At 63.6% G+C, this 16586-nt stretch carries 18 protein-coding genes; 8 read left to right on the top strand and 10 right to left on the bottom strand.

Features of this window, described 5'->3' with window-relative positions:
• Positions 1 to 106: 106 nt before the first annotated feature.
• Both L1075_RS07775 and L1075_RS07770 read left to right on the top strand, forming a co-directional pair.
• Positions 107 to 2329 (top strand): tRNA(Met) cytidine acetyltransferase TmcA, encoded by a 2223-nt coding sequence (locus L1075_RS07775; protein WP_246941258.1) that lies wholly within the window; start codon positions 107 to 109, stop codon positions 2327 to 2329.
• A 149-nt stretch (positions 2330 to 2478) separates the two neighbouring features.
• Positions 2479 to 3942 (top strand): aminoacyl-histidine dipeptidase, encoded by a 1464-nt coding sequence (locus tag L1075_RS07770; protein ID WP_246941256.1) that lies wholly within the window; start codon positions 2479 to 2481, stop codon positions 3940 to 3942.
• Between the two features lies 1 nt (position 3943).
• Here the strand turns inward: L1075_RS07770 and L1075_RS07765 are convergent, their stop codons facing one another.
• Entirely contained in the window at positions 3944 to 5038 is a 1095-nt protein-coding gene (locus tag L1075_RS07765) for an App1 family protein phosphatidate phosphatase (RefSeq protein ID WP_040243363.1), read from the bottom strand.
• A 92-nt stretch (positions 5039 to 5130) separates the two neighbouring features.
• On the bottom strand, positions 5131 to 5694 hold the full coding sequence (locus L1075_RS07760; protein WP_246941254.1) for a type 1 glutamine amidotransferase domain-containing protein: 564 nt from the start codon (positions 5692 to 5694) through the stop codon (positions 5131 to 5133).
• Positions 5695 to 5934: 240 nt separating this feature from the next.
• On the opposite strand from L1075_RS07760, the gene L1075_RS07755 reads away from it, so the two are divergent.
• The gene (locus tag L1075_RS07755) at positions 5935 to 7413 is read left to right on the top strand and encodes a DNA recombination protein RmuC (RefSeq protein ID WP_040243048.1); all 1479 of its coding nucleotides are present in this window, start codon (positions 5935 to 5937) and stop codon (positions 7411 to 7413) included.
• A gap of 57 nt (positions 7414 to 7470) precedes the next feature.
• On the opposite strand, the gene L1075_RS07750 is transcribed toward L1075_RS07755, so the two are convergent.
• Both L1075_RS07750 and L1075_RS07745 read right to left on the bottom strand, forming a co-directional pair.
• Entirely contained in the window at positions 7471 to 7944 is a 474-nt protein-coding gene (locus L1075_RS07750) for a Dps family protein (protein WP_040243047.1), read from the bottom strand.
• Between the two features lie 217 nt (positions 7945 to 8161).
• Positions 8162 to 9310: a glycerate kinase gene (locus L1075_RS07745; protein ID WP_040243045.1), complete on the bottom strand. Its 1149-nt coding sequence runs from the start codon at positions 9308 to 9310 to the stop codon at positions 8162 to 8164.
• Positions 9311 to 9538: 228 nt separating this feature from the next.
• Here L1075_RS07745 and L1075_RS07740 point away from each other — a divergent pair, with 228 nt between their 5' ends.
• Both L1075_RS07740 and L1075_RS07735 read left to right on the top strand, forming a co-directional pair.
• Entirely contained in the window at positions 9539 to 10081 is a 543-nt protein-coding gene (locus L1075_RS07740; protein WP_040243044.1) for a hypothetical protein, read from the top strand.
• Complete coding sequence (locus L1075_RS07735; RefSeq protein WP_040243043.1) at positions 10078 to 10449, top strand: hypothetical protein; 372 nt, start codon at positions 10078 to 10080, stop codon at positions 10447 to 10449. The genes L1075_RS07740 and L1075_RS07735 overlap by 4 nt, the downstream gene beginning before the upstream one ends.
• A gap of 8 nt (positions 10450 to 10457) precedes the next feature.
• On the opposite strand, the gene L1075_RS07730 is transcribed toward L1075_RS07735, so the two are convergent.
• On the bottom strand, positions 10458 to 10868 hold the full coding sequence (locus tag L1075_RS07730; RefSeq protein WP_040243042.1) for an HIT domain-containing protein: 411 nt from the start codon (positions 10866 to 10868) through the stop codon (positions 10458 to 10460).
• A 111-nt stretch (positions 10869 to 10979) separates the two neighbouring features.
• Between L1075_RS07730 and L1075_RS07725 the strand changes: the two genes are divergently transcribed.
• Both L1075_RS07725 and L1075_RS07720 read left to right on the top strand, forming a co-directional pair.
• Positions 10980 to 11111, top strand: coding sequence for an entericidin A/B family lipoprotein (locus L1075_RS07725; protein ID WP_052445052.1), 132 nt, complete (start codon positions 10980 to 10982; stop codon positions 11109 to 11111).
• 138 nt (positions 11112 to 11249) lie between these two features.
• On the top strand, positions 11250 to 11381 hold the full coding sequence (locus L1075_RS07720; protein WP_040243041.1) for an entericidin A/B family lipoprotein: 132 nt from the start codon (positions 11250 to 11252) through the stop codon (positions 11379 to 11381).
• A 135-nt stretch (positions 11382 to 11516) separates the two neighbouring features.
• Here the strand turns inward: L1075_RS07720 and L1075_RS07715 are convergent, their stop codons facing one another.
• The 4 genes from L1075_RS07715 to osmF are packed head-to-tail and all read right to left on the bottom strand — an operon-like array spanning position 11517 to position 15496.
• A complete protein-coding gene (locus L1075_RS07715; protein WP_052445051.1) occupies positions 11517 to 12287 on the bottom strand; it encodes an ABC transporter permease in 771 nt (256 codons plus the stop codon).
• Positions 12284 to 13333 carry an ABC transporter ATP-binding protein gene (locus tag L1075_RS07710; RefSeq protein ID WP_040243039.1) on the bottom strand — a complete coding sequence of 350 codons (1050 nt, stop codon included), beginning with the start codon at positions 13331 to 13333 and terminating at the stop codon, positions 12284 to 12286. Before L1075_RS07710 ends, L1075_RS07715 begins: the two co-directional genes overlap by 4 nt.
• 9 nt (positions 13334 to 13342) lie before the next feature.
• Positions 13343 to 14554 (bottom strand): ABC transporter permease, encoded by a 1212-nt coding sequence (locus L1075_RS07705; protein ID WP_052445050.1) that lies wholly within the window; start codon positions 14552 to 14554, stop codon positions 13343 to 13345.
• 9 nt (positions 14555 to 14563) lie between these two features.
• Entirely contained in the window at positions 14564 to 15496 is a 933-nt protein-coding gene (osmF, locus tag L1075_RS07700; RefSeq protein WP_246941252.1) for a glycine betaine ABC transporter substrate-binding protein OsmF, read from the bottom strand.
• Positions 15497 to 15649: 153 nt separating this feature from the next.
• Here osmF and L1075_RS07695 point away from each other — a divergent pair, with 153 nt between their 5' ends.
• Positions 15650 to 15961 carry an I78 family peptidase inhibitor gene (locus L1075_RS07695; RefSeq protein ID WP_246941250.1) on the top strand — a complete coding sequence of 104 codons (312 nt, stop codon included), beginning with the start codon at positions 15650 to 15652 and terminating at the stop codon, positions 15959 to 15961.
• 11 nt (positions 15962 to 15972) lie between these two features.
• Here L1075_RS07695 and L1075_RS07690 read toward each other — a convergent pair whose 3' ends face one another.
• Complete coding sequence (locus tag L1075_RS07690; protein ID WP_040243034.1) at positions 15973 to 16578, bottom strand: LysE family translocator; 606 nt, start codon at positions 16576 to 16578, stop codon at positions 15973 to 15975.
• Positions 16579 to 16586: the final 8 nt, after the last annotated feature.

Genomic DNA, 16586 nt, shown 5'->3' with positions numbered 1-16586 from the left:
ACACCCTGGCGCCGACCGACCACGCCCGCGAAGCGATTCGCGGGCGTGGTCGTTGTAAGAGTTTATGAGAGGCTGTCGAGGGTGATACCGCAAGGGGGATGACGCCATGAATGACCCGTCGGAGGATATGACGTCCTCCATCGCATGGCTGGATGATCTGGTCGACGCCTGCCGTGAGCGTCGGCATCGCGGTGTGATCTGGATACCCGCTTCTCCCGAGACGGCACATGCGCTGGCACTTTCCCTGTGGTGGGCTCGAACATGGCAAGCGCCCTTGTGGGTCGGCCAGGCTGCCCCCTCAGAAAGCATTAACGTGCTTGCTCCGCGCCAGGCACGCACCCGCTTGGGACGCGAGCACGATCTGATCATTATCGATGCCGGCGCCGAGTCGGGCTTCGATCCAGACGCTTTCGGGGCGTTGAGCGGTACGCTGCGTGCCGGTGGGCTGCTGGTCGTGCTGACGCCCGCCGAATGGGCTGGCGGCCAGGCCCGCCCGGATGCCGACTATGCGCGCCTGGCGCATTGGCCCCACGCGTCGACGACTCTGAGCGCTCATTACCTGGCGCGCCTGGCACGCAGCCTGCTCCGCGCGCCCAGCATTTGGTGCTGGCCTGATGAGCACGCCACGCCGTGTCCTGGCCGCCTACCCGAGGCAAGTGCGTCCGCAGAGTCTGCTCCTGACGACGCCTGTATGACGCATGATCAGCAAGAGGCCGTGCATCGACTGACGCGGCTACGTCGTCGGCGCCCCGTGGTGTTGAGTGCCGACCGAGGTCGCGGCAAGTCGGCCGCGCTGGGCATTGCTGCCGCGCGACGGTTGGCGGCAGGCGAGACGACGCTGTGGGTCACCGCGCCGCGTCGGGCAGCGGTCGAGCCATTGTTCGAGCGTTTGGCTGCTTTGTACCCCCATGGACACCGCGCCGAGGCGCGCTTCCACGTCACGCTGGAGGCGGGGGAGTGCGAGGTACGCTTTCTCGCCCCGGATGCTGTAATGGCGGCTCTGAGCGAGCCGGATGTGGATCGCCACGCGCCGCCGACGCTGTTCGTCGACGAAGCAGCGGCCATTCCCACCCCCCTGTTGGCACGTTGGCTGGACGCCTTCCCACGTCTCGCTTTTGCCACTACCGTGCACGGTTATGAAGGCACCGGACGTGGCTTTCAGGTTCGTTTTTACGCCCGTCTTTCCCGCCGCACGCCCGACTGGCGCGAAATCCACCTACACGAGCCAGTGCGCTGGGCCGATGGTGATCCCCTCGAACGTCTTACCCGCGATATGTTGCTGCTCGATGCCGTGCCGGCCGACGATGGCGAGGCCGACGCAGCGCTGGCTGCCGAGCCACTGCACATTCGCTGGCTCGATCGCGAGGCACTGGCCCATGACGAGCATGCCCTCAAGGCGTTGTTCGGCCTGCTGGTGCAGGCCCATTACCGCACCACGCCCAGCGATTTGCGCCAACTGCTCGACGGCCCCGATGTGCGAATCGCGGTGGCCTATGCCGGCGATACCTGTCTCGGGGTCTGCCAGGTGCAGGCGGAGGGCGGTTTTCCCGACGATCTGGCCGAGCGCGTCGTGCTCGGCGAGCGTCGACCGCGCGGTCATTTGCTGGCGCAATCGTTGGCGGCGCACGGTGGCTGGCAGACGGCGCTGACATCGCGCTGGTGGCGCATCATGCGTATCGCCGTGCATCCCGCCGCGCGGCGGCGCGGTGTGGGGCGGGCATTGGTCGAAGCCGTAGCTACGGCGGCCCGCACGCATGGCATCGTGCATCTGGGCGTGAGTTTCGGCGCCGAGGCGACACTGATCGCCTTCTGGCGGCGTTTGGGCTTTATCTCGCTACGCCTGGGGCTGACCCGCGAAGCGGCAAGCGGCGAGCACGCCCTGATGATGGGGCAGGCGCTGACGAGCCGAGCGGAAACATCGTTGTCACCTTGGACGAATGACTTCCAGCATCTGCTGCCGAGCCTGCTGGCTTTCGAGCTGGCGCATCTGGATATCGATGTCGTCACGGCGTTGTTGCATGAGGGAGCGGTGCCCGAGGTGAATGCCGATCTATGCGCACGCCTGGAGCGTTTCGCGCAGGGCAGCGGTGAGCTGTCGCTCGCGCGGCCCTGGCTGTGTCGGGCCTGGCTGGCCTGGTGGCGCCGCCAGCCGCAAGAAACTTGTGACGAGACGCTGGATGAAGACACGAGAGCACTGCACGATTGGGCCGCGACGTTATTCCAGGGAAGTGATGTCGAGGCGATGCGCGTGATGGGGCGACAGGCCCGACTCGCCCACTGGCGCCGTTTGGCAGGCCTCTTGCGTTGTCGCCTGATGCCGACGCCATGACTGTCGCCGTTAGCGGACTTGCGTTGCGCGATGCAGTGCGTAAGGTGTCATGACGCCCGACACGTGCCGCGTCGTCATTCCTTGATCGTTTGTCGTTACCGGGAGACGTGGCGCGCGATGTCGGCGGCTCCCAACAGGAACGATTCCCCATGAACGATCACCTTCTGCAACTCTCTCCCGAACCGCTATGGCGCCATTTCCGCACGTTGTGCAATACGCCGCGCCCCTCCGGTCATGAACAGCGCCTGGTCGAGACGCTCACAGCTTGGGCCGACGAGCGCGAGCTTGCGCATGAACGTGACGCCGCCGGTAACCTCAAGATTCTCAAGCCGGCCTCGCCGGGATGCGAGGCGCTGCCCGGTGTCATCCTGCAGGGGCACTTGGACATGGTCGCCCAGGCCAACGCCGGTCACCCGCATGATTTTACTCGCGATGCGCTCGACACCTACGTCGAAGACGGATGGCTGCATGCTCGCGAGACCACCTTGGGTGCCGATAACGGCATGGGCGTGGCCGCCGCGTTGGCGATTCTTGAGGACGACTCCCTGCGCCACGGTCCGCTCGAGGCGTTGTTTACGCTGGAGGAAGAAGCTTCCATGCGCGGCGCGCTGGAACTCGACGAAGGCTGGTTACAGGGGCGCTACCTGCTCAACCTCGATTCCGAGGATCGCGGCCAGGTCTATATCGGCTGCGCCGGCGGGGCCGATGTGGTCGTCGGCGCGCGACTGCCCACGCGAGATCTCGGCGAGGACGAAATCGTGCGTCGTGTCGCCCTGACCGGGCTGGTGGGCGGCCACTCGGGCATCGATATCCACAAGGGGCGAGGCAATGCCAATCGCTTGCTGGTACGGGTGCTGCGCGCCTTGGAGCCGTTCGGTGCCTGTCTCGTCGCCTATCACGGCGGCACGCTGCGCAATGCGTTGCCGCGCGAGGCCTTCGCCAGCATCGCGCTACCCGCCGACGAAGAAGAAGCGGTCACGCAGCGGCTGGTCGAACTACAGGCCGAACTTGCCAGCGAACTGGCGGGGATCGACGAAGACGTACAACTTGCCCTCGAGTCCGCCGAGCCCGATGCGCCACTCACCGAGGCTGCTAGTCGCCTGCTGATCGCGGCCCTGCATGTAGCACCGTACGGCGTCGAGCGTATGAGTGTTGAAGTGCCGGGCGTGGTGGAAACTTCCAACAACCTGGGCGTGGTCAAGCTCGAGGCTGGGCGCTTTCATTTATGTGCCCTGGTACGCTCGTTGCGCGATAGCGCCACGCAGGATCTCGCCGACCGCTTCCGGGCCTTGTTCTCGCTGATCGGTGCCGAAACTCGGGTCGAGAATGCTTATCCCGGCTGGACGCCGGACCCTGAAAGCACGCTGCTGGCACGTTTTCGTCGTCTGCACCTCGAGCAGACCGGAGTCGACCCGGACGTGAAGGTCATCCACGCCGGGTTGGAATGCGGCATTCTCGGGGGCAAGTATCCGCACCTGGAGATGATTTCCTTCGGCCCCTTGATCCGCGGTGCCCACTCGCCCGCAGAGCGTGTCGAGATCGACTCCGTGAGCGAGTTCTGGCAAGTGCTGCGTGCCGTGATCGAAGACTTGGCCACGGCACGCGCGGCGTGAATCAGCGCGACGCCTGACGCACCGCCTCCAACCCCGTCTCGGAGATATAGCCTCGGTCGCGCGCATGCGCGGCCATGGCAGCACTGTCATCGCTCAGCAGTAATTCGCAGTCGGTATGTTCGATCTCCTCGCGCAGCCGGGCGATGGCCGCTTCGCGATCGGGCTTGCGGTCGACGCGGCGAATGTAGATCGTCTTCACGCGGTCCGGGTTTTCCTTGACGATGCGTGTGTAGATTTCCGGGTCGTGCTGACCGCTGTCACCGATCAGCACGCAGGGCAGCGTGTCGAACAGCGTGAGCATCTGGGTGATCAAGTCGTACTTGTGATCCTCGGCACGGCGCGGCCAGGGATGGCGCCAGGAAATACCCCATTCGCGCAGAAACAGGATCGGTCCGACGGGGATGTGATTGAGCTGGAAGAACGCCTCGAGCACTTCGTAGATGCTCCACGGGCCGCGCGAAACATAGAGGATCGGCCGCCGTAAGTCGCCTGCCGTACCCGCGTGCAAGGCCTGATAAAGCTCGGCGACGCCGGGAAAGGCGGTGCGTCGATGCGCCTTCTCGACGAACAGGCGATACAGCATGCGCAGCTTGTCGGCGACGCCGGTGTACATCACCGTGTCGTCGATGTCGCTGATCACCATCAGGTCGGTATGCGGTGGCGGAATATAGACATCGGCGCGCGAGAGGACGTTGTCGCGGTCGGCGGTGATGACCTCAAGCTCGGCACGATGCCACGAAACGTGCTCGTCGAGCGGAATGTCGAGCGGCAGGCGGACATCGAAATAGCCGTCGTGGTCAGTGGTGACGGTGGCGCTATTGTCGCCCAGACGAATGCGCACCTCGGCGTCGGCAAAGCCGCGTCGCGCCAAGCGACGGGTTACATCCGCGGCGTCGCGTAGTGCCCCGCGTCTGGGGATTACGCGCGCCAACCCCACCTGACGGAAGACCCTCCCCATCAGGAACGCCTCGCGATTCGTGCCGTAACCACGGTAAGGATGGACGACCGGGCCGCCGCGGCCGCTATCCGACTTCATCGGCCGCGCGAAGATCCGTAACAGACCCTTGAGGGCGAAATGCAGGCGCCGTGAAGGCATTCGAATGCCGCGTCGCGGGCCCTCGCTCTCGGCGGTACGCAAAACGTCCGCCTCACGCGAGGCGGACGTCGATTGTGGTCGGTGGGGAGCCATCAGGCGTGTTGTCCGCTATGGCGACCTTCGGCCAGCTCCTCGATCAGTTTGGCGTTGAAGGCGTCCATGTCCTTGGGCGTGCGGCTGGTGACCAAGCCGTTATCGACGACGACCGGCTCGTCGACCCAGTGGGCGCCAGCGTTCTTGAGATCTTGCCCCACGGAGGCGACCGAGGTCATCTGGCGCCCGTCGACGACACCGGCGTTGATCAGGATCCACGGCGCATGGCAGATCGCAGCCACTGGCTTGCCCGCCTCGAAGAAGCCACGCACGAAGGCGAGCGCTTTTTCGTTGAGGCGTAGTTCGTCGGGGTTGAAGAGGCCGCCGGGCAGCACCAGTGCGTGATAGTCGGTGACGTCGACATCGCTCAATGCCTTGTCAGCCTCGTAGGTGTCGCCCCAGTCGGTTTCGGCCCAGGCACGGATACCTTTGCCTTCGGGAGAGACGACCTGCACCTCGACGCCCTGACTTTTCAGAGCTGCACGCGGCGCGGAAAGCTCGGATTCCTCGAACCCATCGGTGGCGAGGATGGCGACACGTTTACCTGACTGTGCTTGACTCATCGTGACCTCCTGGTCGTGATGCTTCATGGATGACAGCAGCCGCTACCGGGCGATCCTAGTCCGGTATCAGGCGGCTTCACTAATTGATTTTGGGTCATTGGCGCAGGACTTCAAGCCCCGGGCGCTTGCGTCGCGACGCGCAGTGGGGGAAGGTGGCGCGCGAAGTGTTTAATCGAAGTGTTAATCGCGAGTTTTCATTGAAGGTTTCAAGCGAAAATCTCCCATCGCCGGTATCCGCACATGTCCAGCACGTTTCCTGCCTTTTATCTCCTTGCCCTTGCGGTCGTCCTGGCGCTCGCCACGCTGATGCTTGGCGTGGCATGGCGGCGTGAACGCACACGCCGTGCGGCGACCGAGCACGAGGCCGAACGTGCACAGCGTCACTATGACGAGGCCGAGGAGACACGTGCTCGGCTGGAGCGCGAGCTGGCCCAGAGCGATGCTCAACTGGACGCCGTGCGCGAACAAGGGCTCGAGACACAGCGCCTGCTGGGGCAACGCGAACGCGAGCTCGACGATCGCCAGGAACGCCTCGCAGCGCTACGCGAACGTCACGGTCGCCTGGAAACCCAGCTCGAGCAGGAGCGCTCACATCATGCTGAGAAGCTCGCCCTTCTCGAGGAAGCGCGAACACGGCTCACCAAGGACTTCGAGGCGTTGGCGGGAAGGATCTTCGAGGAGCGGCAGCAAACGTTCAATACTCAGAGTCGTGAGAATCTCGAGGCCATGCTGGCGCCGTTTCGTGAGCAGGTCGGCGACTTCCGAGCGCGACTGGAGGAGATTCATGGCCAGTCGCTGCGCGAGCGCTCGACCCTCAAGACGCAGATCGAACATCTGTCCACGCTGAACCGCCAGATCACCGAGGAAGCCGCCAACCTGACGCGAGCGCTCAAGGGCGACAAGAAGATGCAGGGCGATTGGGGCGAGGTGATACTCGAATCGGTGCTCGAACGCTCCGGGTTGCGCCGCGATATCGAATACAAACGCGAGGTCTCGATAGAAGGTGAGGCGGGTCGTCAGCGTCCCGACGCGATCATCTACCTGCCCGACAATCGCCATCTGATCGTCGACGCCAAGGTCTCGCTCAACGCCTACGTACGCTACGTCAATGCCGAGGACGACGCTACGCGCGCGCAGGCATTGAAGGCACATGTTCAGGCGGTGCGCGCGCATATCGACGCGCTCTCCGGGCGTGACTATCCGCGCTTGCCGGGGCTCAACTCACCGGATTTCGTGTTCCTGTTCATGCCCGTCGAGCCGGCGTTCGCAGTGGCTTTCCAGCATGACGAAACGCTCTTTCAGGACGCCTTTTCGCGGGACATCGTGGTGGTCACGCCGACCACGCTGCTGGCGAGCCTGAGAACCGTGGCCAGCCTCTGGACACTGGAGCGCCAGAACGATAACGCCCGCGTCATCGCCGCACGGGCGGGCAAGTTGCTCGACAAGTTTCGTGGCTTCGTGGATAGCCTCGAGGACGTCGGCCGCCATCTGGAACGCGCCGACGGAAGCTATCGCCAGGCGATGGGGCGGCTTTCAACGGGGCAGGGGAGCTTGGTCAGCCAGGCGTTGATGCTCAAGCGCCTTGGCGTGCGCATGAAGCGTGACCTGCCAACGCATCTGACCGAGCAGGTGGACGCCGAAGAACTGGACGACATGGCGGACGACGAGCCCGATGCCGCAGAGAGCGCTCCCGATGACGAGGCGCGCGGGGAGCCCTAACGACACCGCCCGGCACAAGGCCGGGCGGTACTATCGGACTGAGCGACTCGGTGGGAATCAGCCCAGATAGGCGCTGAGCATCCACACGGTCTTTTCCTGCTCGCGGATGTAGTCGCTCATCTGCGAGGCGGTGCCTTCGTCGTCGGCATCGGCGGCCATGGAATTGAGCTCGCGCTGCAGTTCGAGCAGTGCCTGATACCCCTGCACTAGCCCGCGTACGCATTCGGTGCCTTCGTGCACGTGCGTATCTTCCTGAATGCGCGAGATCTTGGTGTAATCGCTGTAGGCATGCAGCGGCTCATGACCCAGGGTGAGGATACGCTCGGCGACTTCGTCGACCTTGGCCAGCAGGTCGGTGTAGATTTCCTCGAACTTGGTGTGCAGTTCGAAGAAATGCGGGCCTTTCACGTTCCAGTGGTAGCCGCGCGCGTTCATGTAGAAGATCTGGTAGTTGGCCAGCAGTTCGTTGAGCTTCTCGGCCAGTTGATTGGCGCTGCTGGTATGCAAACCGATGGCATTGATGTCGGACATGAAAGCACTCCCTCGTAAAGCGATGGACTGAACGTCGTCAGTGGTCAAAATCGTCAATGAACCCAGTCTAGAGTGTCGTCTGGGGATTGGGTAACGAATCTTTCCCATCGACGATATAGAGTCTACATATGAAATGCCCACGACGCAGTGGTTTTTCAAGGGCGGAGGGTGCGGCATTGTGCCGGCGCCCTGCGATTAGGCACTTTTTAGACGAGGATTAGCGTGGTGCCTGGCGGCCGGCGAGTCGCCACACACGCAGGAGGCTCTCGGCACGGTCGGCGAGCAGCTCGGCGGTGCGTTCTAGAGCTTCCGGCAAGGCCAAGGGGCCATCGGCCAGCGCGAAGGCTGCCTCGATACCTTCGTCGTGCACGGCCCGCCAGCCATCCCCCAAGCGCCCGGCGAGTGCGAGCGTGGGCACGCCGTATTGTCGCGCGCGCCGGGCGATGCCGACCGGCGTCTTGCCGGCAAGGCTTTGGCCATCGAGCTGGCCTTCGCCGGTGATGACCAGGTCGGCCCCTTCCAGCAGGCGGTCGAAGTCGACCTGGTTCATGACCAGCTCGATGCCGGGCTGCAGTCGCGCACCCAGAAAAGCGGCGGCTGCGAACCCCATGCCGCCGGCCGCGCCGGCACCCGGTAGCGTGCGGTGATCTGTGCCGAGGGCGTTGGCGACGTGGTCGGCGAAATGGGCCAAGGCCGCGTCGAGCTGTGTGACATCCGTCGGCGTAGCGCCCTTCTGCGGTCCGAAGATCGCGCTGGCTCCGCGCTCGCCGAGCAAGGGGTTATCGACGTCCACGGCGGTGTCCACCTTGAGCGTCGCCAGGCGCGGGTCCAGGTCGCTCAGATCGAGTTCGGTCAGCCGTGCCAGTGCCGCACCGCCGGGCGGCAGCGGCTGGCCCTCGGCATCGAGCAGTCGCGCGCCCAGCGCTGCGAGCATTCCCGCACCGGCATCGTTGGTGGCGCTGCCGCCCAGGGTGAGAATCAAACGCTTGGCTCCAGCATCGAGCGCATCGCGAATCAGCTCGCCGACGCCAAGGGTGGTGCTGTGCAGCGCGGTGCGCTCGGCGTCGGCGAGCGCTTGCAAGCCGCTGGCCTCGGCGAGCTCGACGTAGGCCGTGGCACTCGCAGCGTGCCATCCCCAATTGGCGCTGATGGGGCGCCCCAGGGCGTCGTGGACCTCGGTGACGCGGCGCTCGGCTCCCGTGGCGGCCAGCAAGGCATCCAACGTGCCTTCGCCACCATCGCCCATGGGGCATTGGACTAGCTGCGCTTGGGGAAGGACGCGGCCGCAGCCCACGGCGATGGCGACGGCGGCGTCGCGGGCCGAAAGCGCGTCCTTGTAGCTATCCGGGGCGATGACGATCTTCATGAGCGAACCTTTATGCATGATCCAAACCCGAGGGCGGGGCTTCGTGGTCGAATTGCCAGCCTAACGCATGCAGGCGTCAGGCGGGAGTCACGGGATGTGCCACGCTGACGGAACCGTGGCGCTCAACTACGCTCTCAACGAGGTGCCCGTGCGGCGGTAACGGTGAGGCGAGACGCACGATTTCGCTCGCCGCAGCCGAGTGGCCTTTTCCTTTCAGGCGAGAACGCGATGATGAAACCTCTTTTGCTGGTAGTGGCATTGGGGCTCGGCGGTTGTCAGAGCCTGACTTCTTACGATCCGCTGGGCCGCGATGTGGCCTCACCGTTGCCCGAGGCGTGCCACTGGGCGGCCGAGGGCGACGCCAAGGCACGCGTAAGGGCAACGGCAGATGCCTTGGAGGCACAGGGGTATCGTATCGAACAGACAGAGGTCGCGCTGGGGTTGGTGAGTGCCGAACGGGCCAAGGCGCAGCCGGGGTTAGGCGCCGTGGATCGACCGCCCTGGGGGCGCAGCGGCTTCTGGGGATACTATGGCATAGGTAGTCGCCACGGCTATTCGCTGGGGTACTCCCAGCGTTTTGGCGGCGATCCGGTACGGATCCAGCGGGTCTCGACAGTAGTCGCCGAAGGCGTCGTGCGGGTGACGCGCGATTCGCGCGTAGTCGATGCCGATGGATATTTGATCGATGCGCGTCCGGACAACAGCGCGGCGTTCTGCGCCGCTTTACACGATGACATCGACGCACGCATGCGCGAGGGGAGCACATCATGAGTCGGCTGCTGGGCGTATTGCTGGTGGCATCGTTCGTGGTATTGAGCGTGGGCGGATGCGCGACCACGTCGACGCCGCCGCAGACCCGAACATTGGTCGTGGAGGCCGAGCCGACGAGCGCGTTGGAAGCAGGGGTGGCGATGCTGACGGCACGTGGCTTCGTGATTCGTCGCGCCGATGTCGATCTTGGTGATGTCGAGGCCGTGTTGGCCGCGCGCCCCACGCTCGAGGTGCGCTATCGGATCGAGGCGACCGAACAGGGCACGCGCATTACGCTATCGGGGCAGCGTGGCGGTCAATCGGTGCCGCCTTACGTATTCGATACGCTTTTGATCGATGTGCAGGAGCGGCTCGGCGAGCTGCCTTGAACGTTGGCCTATGGCGCCAACAGGTCGCGCAGTGTCGTCAGGTGGGTTTTGAGCGTCGCGTCGTCATACGGCTGCGGCGTGCCTTGTCCCCACACCGGCCCCGGCCAGGCCGCGTCGCTCTGGTGGCGAACGATGACATGCAGGTGCAACTGCGCGACCTGATTGCCGAGCGTGGCCAGGTTGAGCTTGTCGCCGTCATGGTGTGCCATCAAGCGGCGCCCCGCCTCGGTTGCTTCCTGCCACATAGTGGCCTGATCGTCGGCGGAAAGTTCGTAGACTTCGCGAATATCGTCGCGACGGGGTATCAGCACTAGCCAGGAATAGCGCGCGTCGTCGTTCAGGCGCACCTGGCAAAGGGGCAGGTCGGCGACGTAATGCGAATCGGCCGTAAGGCGTGGATGCAGGGTGAAGTCGGTCATGTGGAGCCCTCCTGAAACGCGGCGTAAAATGGCGTGGCTATGCTAACGTTATGTAACACGGCATGGGGCCGTGCCTTCCGCTAGGTAAGCGGTGCTTTCCGGAGAAAACGCATGAAGCGTACATCGATTGCGATCCTGGGTCTGCTGTTGTTGGTGGTGTTGAGCGGCTGTAACACCATCCACGGTGCGGGTGAGGATATTGAACGTGGCGGTGAGGCGATGCAGGACGCCGCAACCAACTGAATCCTGGAAAGGATGCATAGCGCTACCAGCTTTGCTACGTTGTGGACGTACCGCCAGTAATGGCGGATAAGATTACCCAGGAAATGGGTTTGGACCCGCGGGCACGTTCCCGCTTGATACCGTGAAGGAGACACGACTATGAAAAGAATATTGGCCTTTTCCCTGCTGCTGATGTTTTCTGCTGGTGCCATCAGTGGCTGCAATACTTTTGAAGGCGCAGGTGAAGATATCGAGCAAGGCGGTGAAGAAGTTCAAGAAGCTGCCGATTGACGCTTGCTACCGCCGTCCCGCAGGGGGCGGCGGTTCATCTATGCTGTTATCAGGCTTGCCCGCCCTTCCCTGATGACGCTTGCCGCGCTGTTTTCTCACCCGCTAGTAAAAATGCCCGGCGAGGCATGATTCTCGTCACTCGGCATTGCCACCCTCACCGAATGAAAAGCGTTGCTCCAAGCGTTCGAACGCCAGGTCGGTGACGATAGCCAGAAGACCCACCAGTACCGCACCTTGAACCACGTAAGGCAGGTTGTTGCCCACCAAGCCGGCGATGATCGGTGTGCCTAGTGTCTTGGCGCCGACCGTGGAGCCGATCGTTGCTGTGCCGATGTTGATAATCACCGAGACACGTACGCCGGCGATGATGACCCGCATCGCCAGGGGAAGCTCGATGCGCCACAGGATCTGCCAGGCGCTCATGCCGTTGCCGCGTGCGGCCTCGAGCGTTTGCGAGGGCACCGTGCCCAGCCCAGCGATGGTGTTCTGCACCACGGGTAAGAGGCCATAGAGAACCAGCGCCACCAAGGTGGGAACGAAGCCGAAACCGGCGACGGGCACGACGATGGCCAGCACCGCCGCCGGAGGGAAAGTCTGGCCAATGGCGGCCAGCGTCGACACCAAGGGCTCGAACTCGCGCCCCGCCGGCCGCGTGACAAAAAGCCCTGCTGCAACGCCGACACTCACCGAGACGAGCGACGACACCAGCACCAGGGCGAGATGGGCGAGCGTCAGGTTGAGAAAGCTCTCGCGCTCATACATCGCCGGATCTTGATCGGGAAACAATGCTCGAAACAGTGGCGCCAACTGCTCCATACCCACCACCAGCGCGATCAGCAAGACGCTGAGCGAGATCAGCAAGGCACGACGCGAGGAGCGCGGACGGGACAGTGCGCCGACGTTCATGAGCGATGCCCCATGACGCCCGACATCGTTACTTCGCCTAGTAGACGCCCCTCGCCATCGAGCACCGGTAAGGCCGTCACGCGAAACCACACCATGCGTGACAAGGCCTCTTTCATCGACATCTCCGGCGTGGCGGTCCACTCGGGGTTGACCACCGTGCGTGCTGTCTCGGGCTCGCCTAGGCGGCCGCCCAGCAGTGCCATGGGGCGGTCGTTGGCGTCTACCTGCCAGGTGATGGGCGCGCTGGCGATGGCATTGTTGCGCGTGCGCTGGGCGGGCCGACAATACTCCTCGACCCGGCGCCGCGAGAGCAGCTTGAGGCCTAAGTCGGCGCGCCCGATGAAGTCGCGCACGAAATCGTTGGCGGGTGCGACGAGAAGCTCCGCGGGGCGGTCGTATTGCACCAACTGGCCGGCATTGAGTAGTGCCACGCGAGAGGCCAGGCGCAAGGCTTCGTCCATGTCATGGGTGACGAAGACGATGGTCTTGCCGGTCTGGCGGTGCACGCGTGCCAACTCGGCCTGCAAGGTATCGCGGGTCAGTGGGTCGACGGCCCCGAAGGGCTCGTCCATCAATAGCACGTCAGGGTCGGCGGCCAGAGCACGGGCCACACCGACACGCTGCGCCTGACCGCCCGAGAGTTGATGCGGATACTTGTCGTGCAATCCTTCATCATCGAGCTGAAACAGTGCCAGCAATTCTTCGACGCGCGCAGCAATGCGTGACGACGGCCACTTGAGCAGCTTGGGCACGGTGGCGATGTTATCCGCGACCCGCCAGTGCGGAAACAACCCGATCGACTGGATGGCATAGCCGATGCGGCGCCGTAGGCGTTCCGGGGGCAGGGTAGTAATATCTTCGCCACCCACCAGAACTTTCCCCTCGCTGTGCGAGATCAGGCGGTTGATCATCTTCAACGTGGTCGATTTGCCACATCCCGATGGGCCGATGAGGACACAGAATTCGCCCTGTTCCACGGTCAGCGAGATGTCGTCGACGACGCGTGTTTCGCCATACCGCTTGGTCAGTCCCTGTAGTTCGATCATCGGTGTTACCTATCGGCGGGTGCCGGCCGGCTTGCTCAGCACGACCAGCATCTGCAGCGTGAAATCGGCGATCACCGCCAGCACGATGGTCGGGATCGCGCCGAGCAGGACCAGGTCGATGGCATATTGGCCGAGGCCTTGGAAGATAAAGGCGCCTAGGCCCCCGGCACCGATCAGCGCCGCCACCACCGTCAGGCCGATGGCCTGCACGGTGACGATGCGCAGCCCCGAGAGAATGACCGGCAGTGCCAAAGGGATCTCCACGCGCCACAGCACCTGACGCGCAGTCATGCCCATACCGAGTGCGGCTTCCACGGTGGCGGGCGGCACGCCCTTGAGCCCGGCGTAGGTATTGCGCACTACAGGCAGTAGCGCATACATCACCAGCGCGATGATGGCCGGCGCAGCGCCGATGCCTTTGACGCCCCATTCGCCGAGCAATGGGAAGGCGTTGCCGAGTGCCGAAAGCGGCGCGACAAGCAGGGCGAACAGGGCAATCGAGGGAATCGTCTGGAAGAAATTGAGCACGCTGAACAGCGTTCCCTGCAGGCGTACGCGGCGATGAGCCAGCAGGCCCAGTGGAACGCCGATGAGCAACGCCGGCCCCAGCGCGGAGCCTACGAACACCAAGTGCGTGATGAACTGATCACTGAAATTGTCGCGGATGTTGGCGTATTCGCGCATGATCGACAGATCGTCGAAATGGCCGCTGGCGAACAACATCGCCACGCTGCCTCCCGCGATCAGCATGTAACCCAGACGCAGTAGCCAGCCGCTGGAGGCGCGCTGAAAGGCATCAATGGCCGCCAGGGCGCAGCAGAAGACCATCACCCAGAAGGCTGAACCTTGCGAGACCCGCGCCGACGGCGATTTTTCGACCAGCGTGCGTTGCGCGAAGTCGCCCAGGCTATACAGCGTGACCAGCAACAGCCCCAGGCTGGCCAGTAAGATCACACCATGGGCGAGCTCGCGCGGTAGCGGGCGTCTCAGCGCCGCCACGGCCAGCGCCGCGCTCAGGGCTAGAAGAGCGATCACCTGCCAGTCTGATAACGCCTCGCTCAGGCCGACGGTTTGCCCAGAGGCCAGGCGGTTGGGCGACATCGTGGCGAAGGGCAATAGCCAAGCCGCCAGGAGCCCCGCGCCTAGCAGCGTGACCAGGACACGATTGGCCACCAGGCGAGCACTGGCCGTGTCGCTCGTGGGAAAGTGAGGAACAGACACCGGCAGCCGTCAGTCGAGCAAGTCTTGTGATTCCAGGTAATCCTCGGCGACATCGCCAGCCGGTTCACCATCGACCTGGATTCGGCGATTGAGCGACTGCAAGGTTTCCCGGTCGAGCCCCTCGAAAACGGGCTTGAGTAGTTCGGGAATCTGCGGGTAAGCATCGAGCGTGGCTTGGCGGATCACCGGTGCCGGCTCGTAGACCATCTGCACGCCTTGGGTGTCATCCATGACCTTGAGATTGGCGGCGGGGATAGCGCCATCGGTGGCGTAGACCATGGCGGCGTTGGTACCGCTGGTGTTCTCGGCGGCGGCGCGAATGGTCGCTGCAGTATTGCCCCCAGAGAGTACCAGCAACTGGTCTTGGTCGAGCTTGAAATCGTAGGCACGCTGGAAACTGGGCAAAGCGGCATCGCTTTCCACGAATTCGGCGGAGCCAGCTAGCTTGATCTCACCGCCATCACGTACCCATGCGGCGAAATCCTCCATAGTGGAGAGATCGTGCTCGTCGGCGACGTCACGGCGCAACGCGATGGCCCAGGTATTATTGGCCGGTGCCGGGGTGAGCCATATCAGGTCGTTGTGTTCTTTATCGTAGGCGCGGATCTTCTCGTAACCCTCGCCTGCGCGTTTCCATGCGGCATCATCGGTGGTTTGCGTGAAAAACGCCCCGTTGCCGGTATATTCGGGATACAGGTCGATCTCATCTTCGAGCAAGGCACTGCGCACGATGTTGGTCGGACCTAGCTGCAGTTTGTCCTCGACGGGAATGTCGGCGTGCTCCAGGCGCTTGACGATCATATTGCCGAGCAAGGCCCCTTCTGTGTCGATCTTCGAGGAGACGCGCACGGGCTCGTCGGCGAACGCCGGCGTCAACGACAATGCCGCTCCGGCAGCCAGGCCGAGCACGGCGGTGGAGAAATACTTGAAGGTTCCTTGCATGGTTCCTGGCTCCTTGGAAGTAACAGGCGTTGCGACTGCTCCAGCCTTGAGTCTAGCATTCTCGGCTTGTGCAGCGAGAGGGAATGCGCCTGGTCTCTAGCGCGTTGCTTGGATACGCTGTACCGCGAGTCAGCCGAACGAAGAGGAAACGACATGAGCAAATGCATTCTGGGCGGGGCAATGATGGCGCTGCTACTGGCGGGATGTACCGGCGGTCCGACGCCGGACGAGGCACCCTCACCGCCGCCGATGTCGCAAGACGACGTCTGTGGCGCCGGCGCGTTGCAAGACTACATCGGCCAGCATGCCGACGAAGCGACACTGGCCCAGTTGGAAACCGATAGCGATGCCGACCGGGTGCGTGTGATTCGCCCCGGCGAGGCGGTGACGATGGATTACCGCGAGGATCGCCTCAACATCAAACTGGACGATCAGGATACGATCGATGAGCTGACCTGTGGCTGAGGAACCGGCACCTAGCGGAGGATGAAAAACACACAGGCGGCGGTGAGCACACCCATGACGACGTTGAAGCGTCGCCACGCTTGGGGCGTGGTTAGCCAGTGGCGGATGGCCATGCCGAACCCGGCCCATAGCGAGATGCATGGGAAAGCCACGATTTCGGCAAGCCCGGCCAGGAGTAAGGCATTCAGCCATACGGGGCCACCCTCGGGCAGAAAGCCCGCCATCAATGCCAGACCCATCACCCACGCCTTGGGATTGGCGAACTGAAACGCCGCCGCTTGCCAGAGACTCAGCGGTTTTGCCGCAGCATCTTCGCGGAACTCAGGCGGAGGTGCGGTGGCGATTTTCCAGGCCAAATAAAGCAGATAGGCACTGCCGATCAGGCGTAGCGCGTTCTGTACCATCGGATAACGCTCGAAGAGCACCCCCAACCCTAGGGCGATGGCCGTAAACAATACGAAACAGCCCACCGCGATACCCAGTAGGTGCGGCAGCGTGCGTCGGTAGCCGTAATTGGCGCCCGAGGCGGTCAGCATGACGTTATTAGGACCCGGCGTGATGCTCATTGAAATCATGTACAGCGCAGCGGGGCCCAGCGAGATCCATCCTTCCAGCATGTGGTTCT

Source organism: Chromohalobacter beijerinckii, from assembly GCF_023061185.1.
Lineage (GTDB): Bacteria > Pseudomonadota > Gammaproteobacteria > Pseudomonadales > Halomonadaceae > Chromohalobacter > Chromohalobacter beijerinckii.
This window is presented reverse-complemented; position numbering and strand designations above follow the sequence as displayed.

Excerpts from the sequence above, each read along its gene's own strand:
- L1075_RS07775 (WP_246941258.1), top strand. The coding sequence starts at position 107 with ATGAATGACCCGTCGGAGGATATGACGTCCTCCATCGCATGGCTGGAT.
- L1075_RS07770 (WP_246941256.1), top strand. The coding sequence starts at position 2,479 with ATGAACGATCACCTTCTGCAACTCTCTCCCGAACCGCTATGGCGCCAT.
- L1075_RS07765 (WP_040243363.1), bottom strand. The coding sequence starts at position 5,038 with ATGCCTTCACGGCGCCTGCATTTCGCCCTCAAGGGTCTGTTACGGATC.
- L1075_RS07760 (WP_246941254.1), bottom strand. The coding sequence starts at position 5,694 with ATGAGTCAAGCACAGTCAGGTAAACGTGTCGCCATCCTCGCCACCGAT.
- L1075_RS07755 (WP_040243048.1), top strand. The coding sequence starts at position 5,935 with ATGTCCAGCACGTTTCCTGCCTTTTATCTCCTTGCCCTTGCGGTCGTC.
- L1075_RS07750 (WP_040243047.1), bottom strand. The coding sequence starts at position 7,944 with ATGTCCGACATCAATGCCATCGGTTTGCATACCAGCAGCGCCAATCAA.
- L1075_RS07745 (WP_040243045.1), bottom strand. The coding sequence starts at position 9,310 with ATGAAGATCGTCATCGCCCCGGATAGCTACAAGGACGCGCTTTCGGCC.
- L1075_RS07740 (WP_040243044.1), top strand. The coding sequence starts at position 9,539 with ATGATGAAACCTCTTTTGCTGGTAGTGGCATTGGGGCTCGGCGGTTGT.
- L1075_RS07735 (WP_040243043.1), top strand. The coding sequence starts at position 10,078 with ATGAGTCGGCTGCTGGGCGTATTGCTGGTGGCATCGTTCGTGGTATTG.
- L1075_RS07730 (WP_040243042.1), bottom strand. The coding sequence starts at position 10,868 with ATGACCGACTTCACCCTGCATCCACGCCTTACGGCCGATTCGCATTAC.
- L1075_RS07725 (WP_052445052.1), top strand. The coding sequence starts at position 10,980 with ATGAAGCGTACATCGATTGCGATCCTGGGTCTGCTGTTGTTGGTGGTG.
- L1075_RS07720 (WP_040243041.1), top strand. The coding sequence starts at position 11,250 with ATGAAAAGAATATTGGCCTTTTCCCTGCTGCTGATGTTTTCTGCTGGT.
- L1075_RS07715 (WP_052445051.1), bottom strand. The coding sequence starts at position 12,287 with ATGAACGTCGGCGCACTGTCCCGTCCGCGCTCCTCGCGTCGTGCCTTG.
- L1075_RS07710 (WP_040243039.1), bottom strand. The coding sequence starts at position 13,333 with ATGATCGAACTACAGGGACTGACCAAGCGGTATGGCGAAACACGCGTC.
- osmF (WP_246941252.1), bottom strand. The coding sequence starts at position 15,496 with ATGCAAGGAACCTTCAAGTATTTCTCCACCGCCGTGCTCGGCCTGGCT.
- L1075_RS07695 (WP_246941250.1), top strand. The coding sequence starts at position 15,650 with ATGAGCAAATGCATTCTGGGCGGGGCAATGATGGCGCTGCTACTGGCG.
- L1075_RS07690 (WP_040243034.1), bottom strand. The coding sequence starts at position 16,578 with ATGCTGGAAGGATGGATCTCGCTGGGCCCCGCTGCGCTGTACATGATT.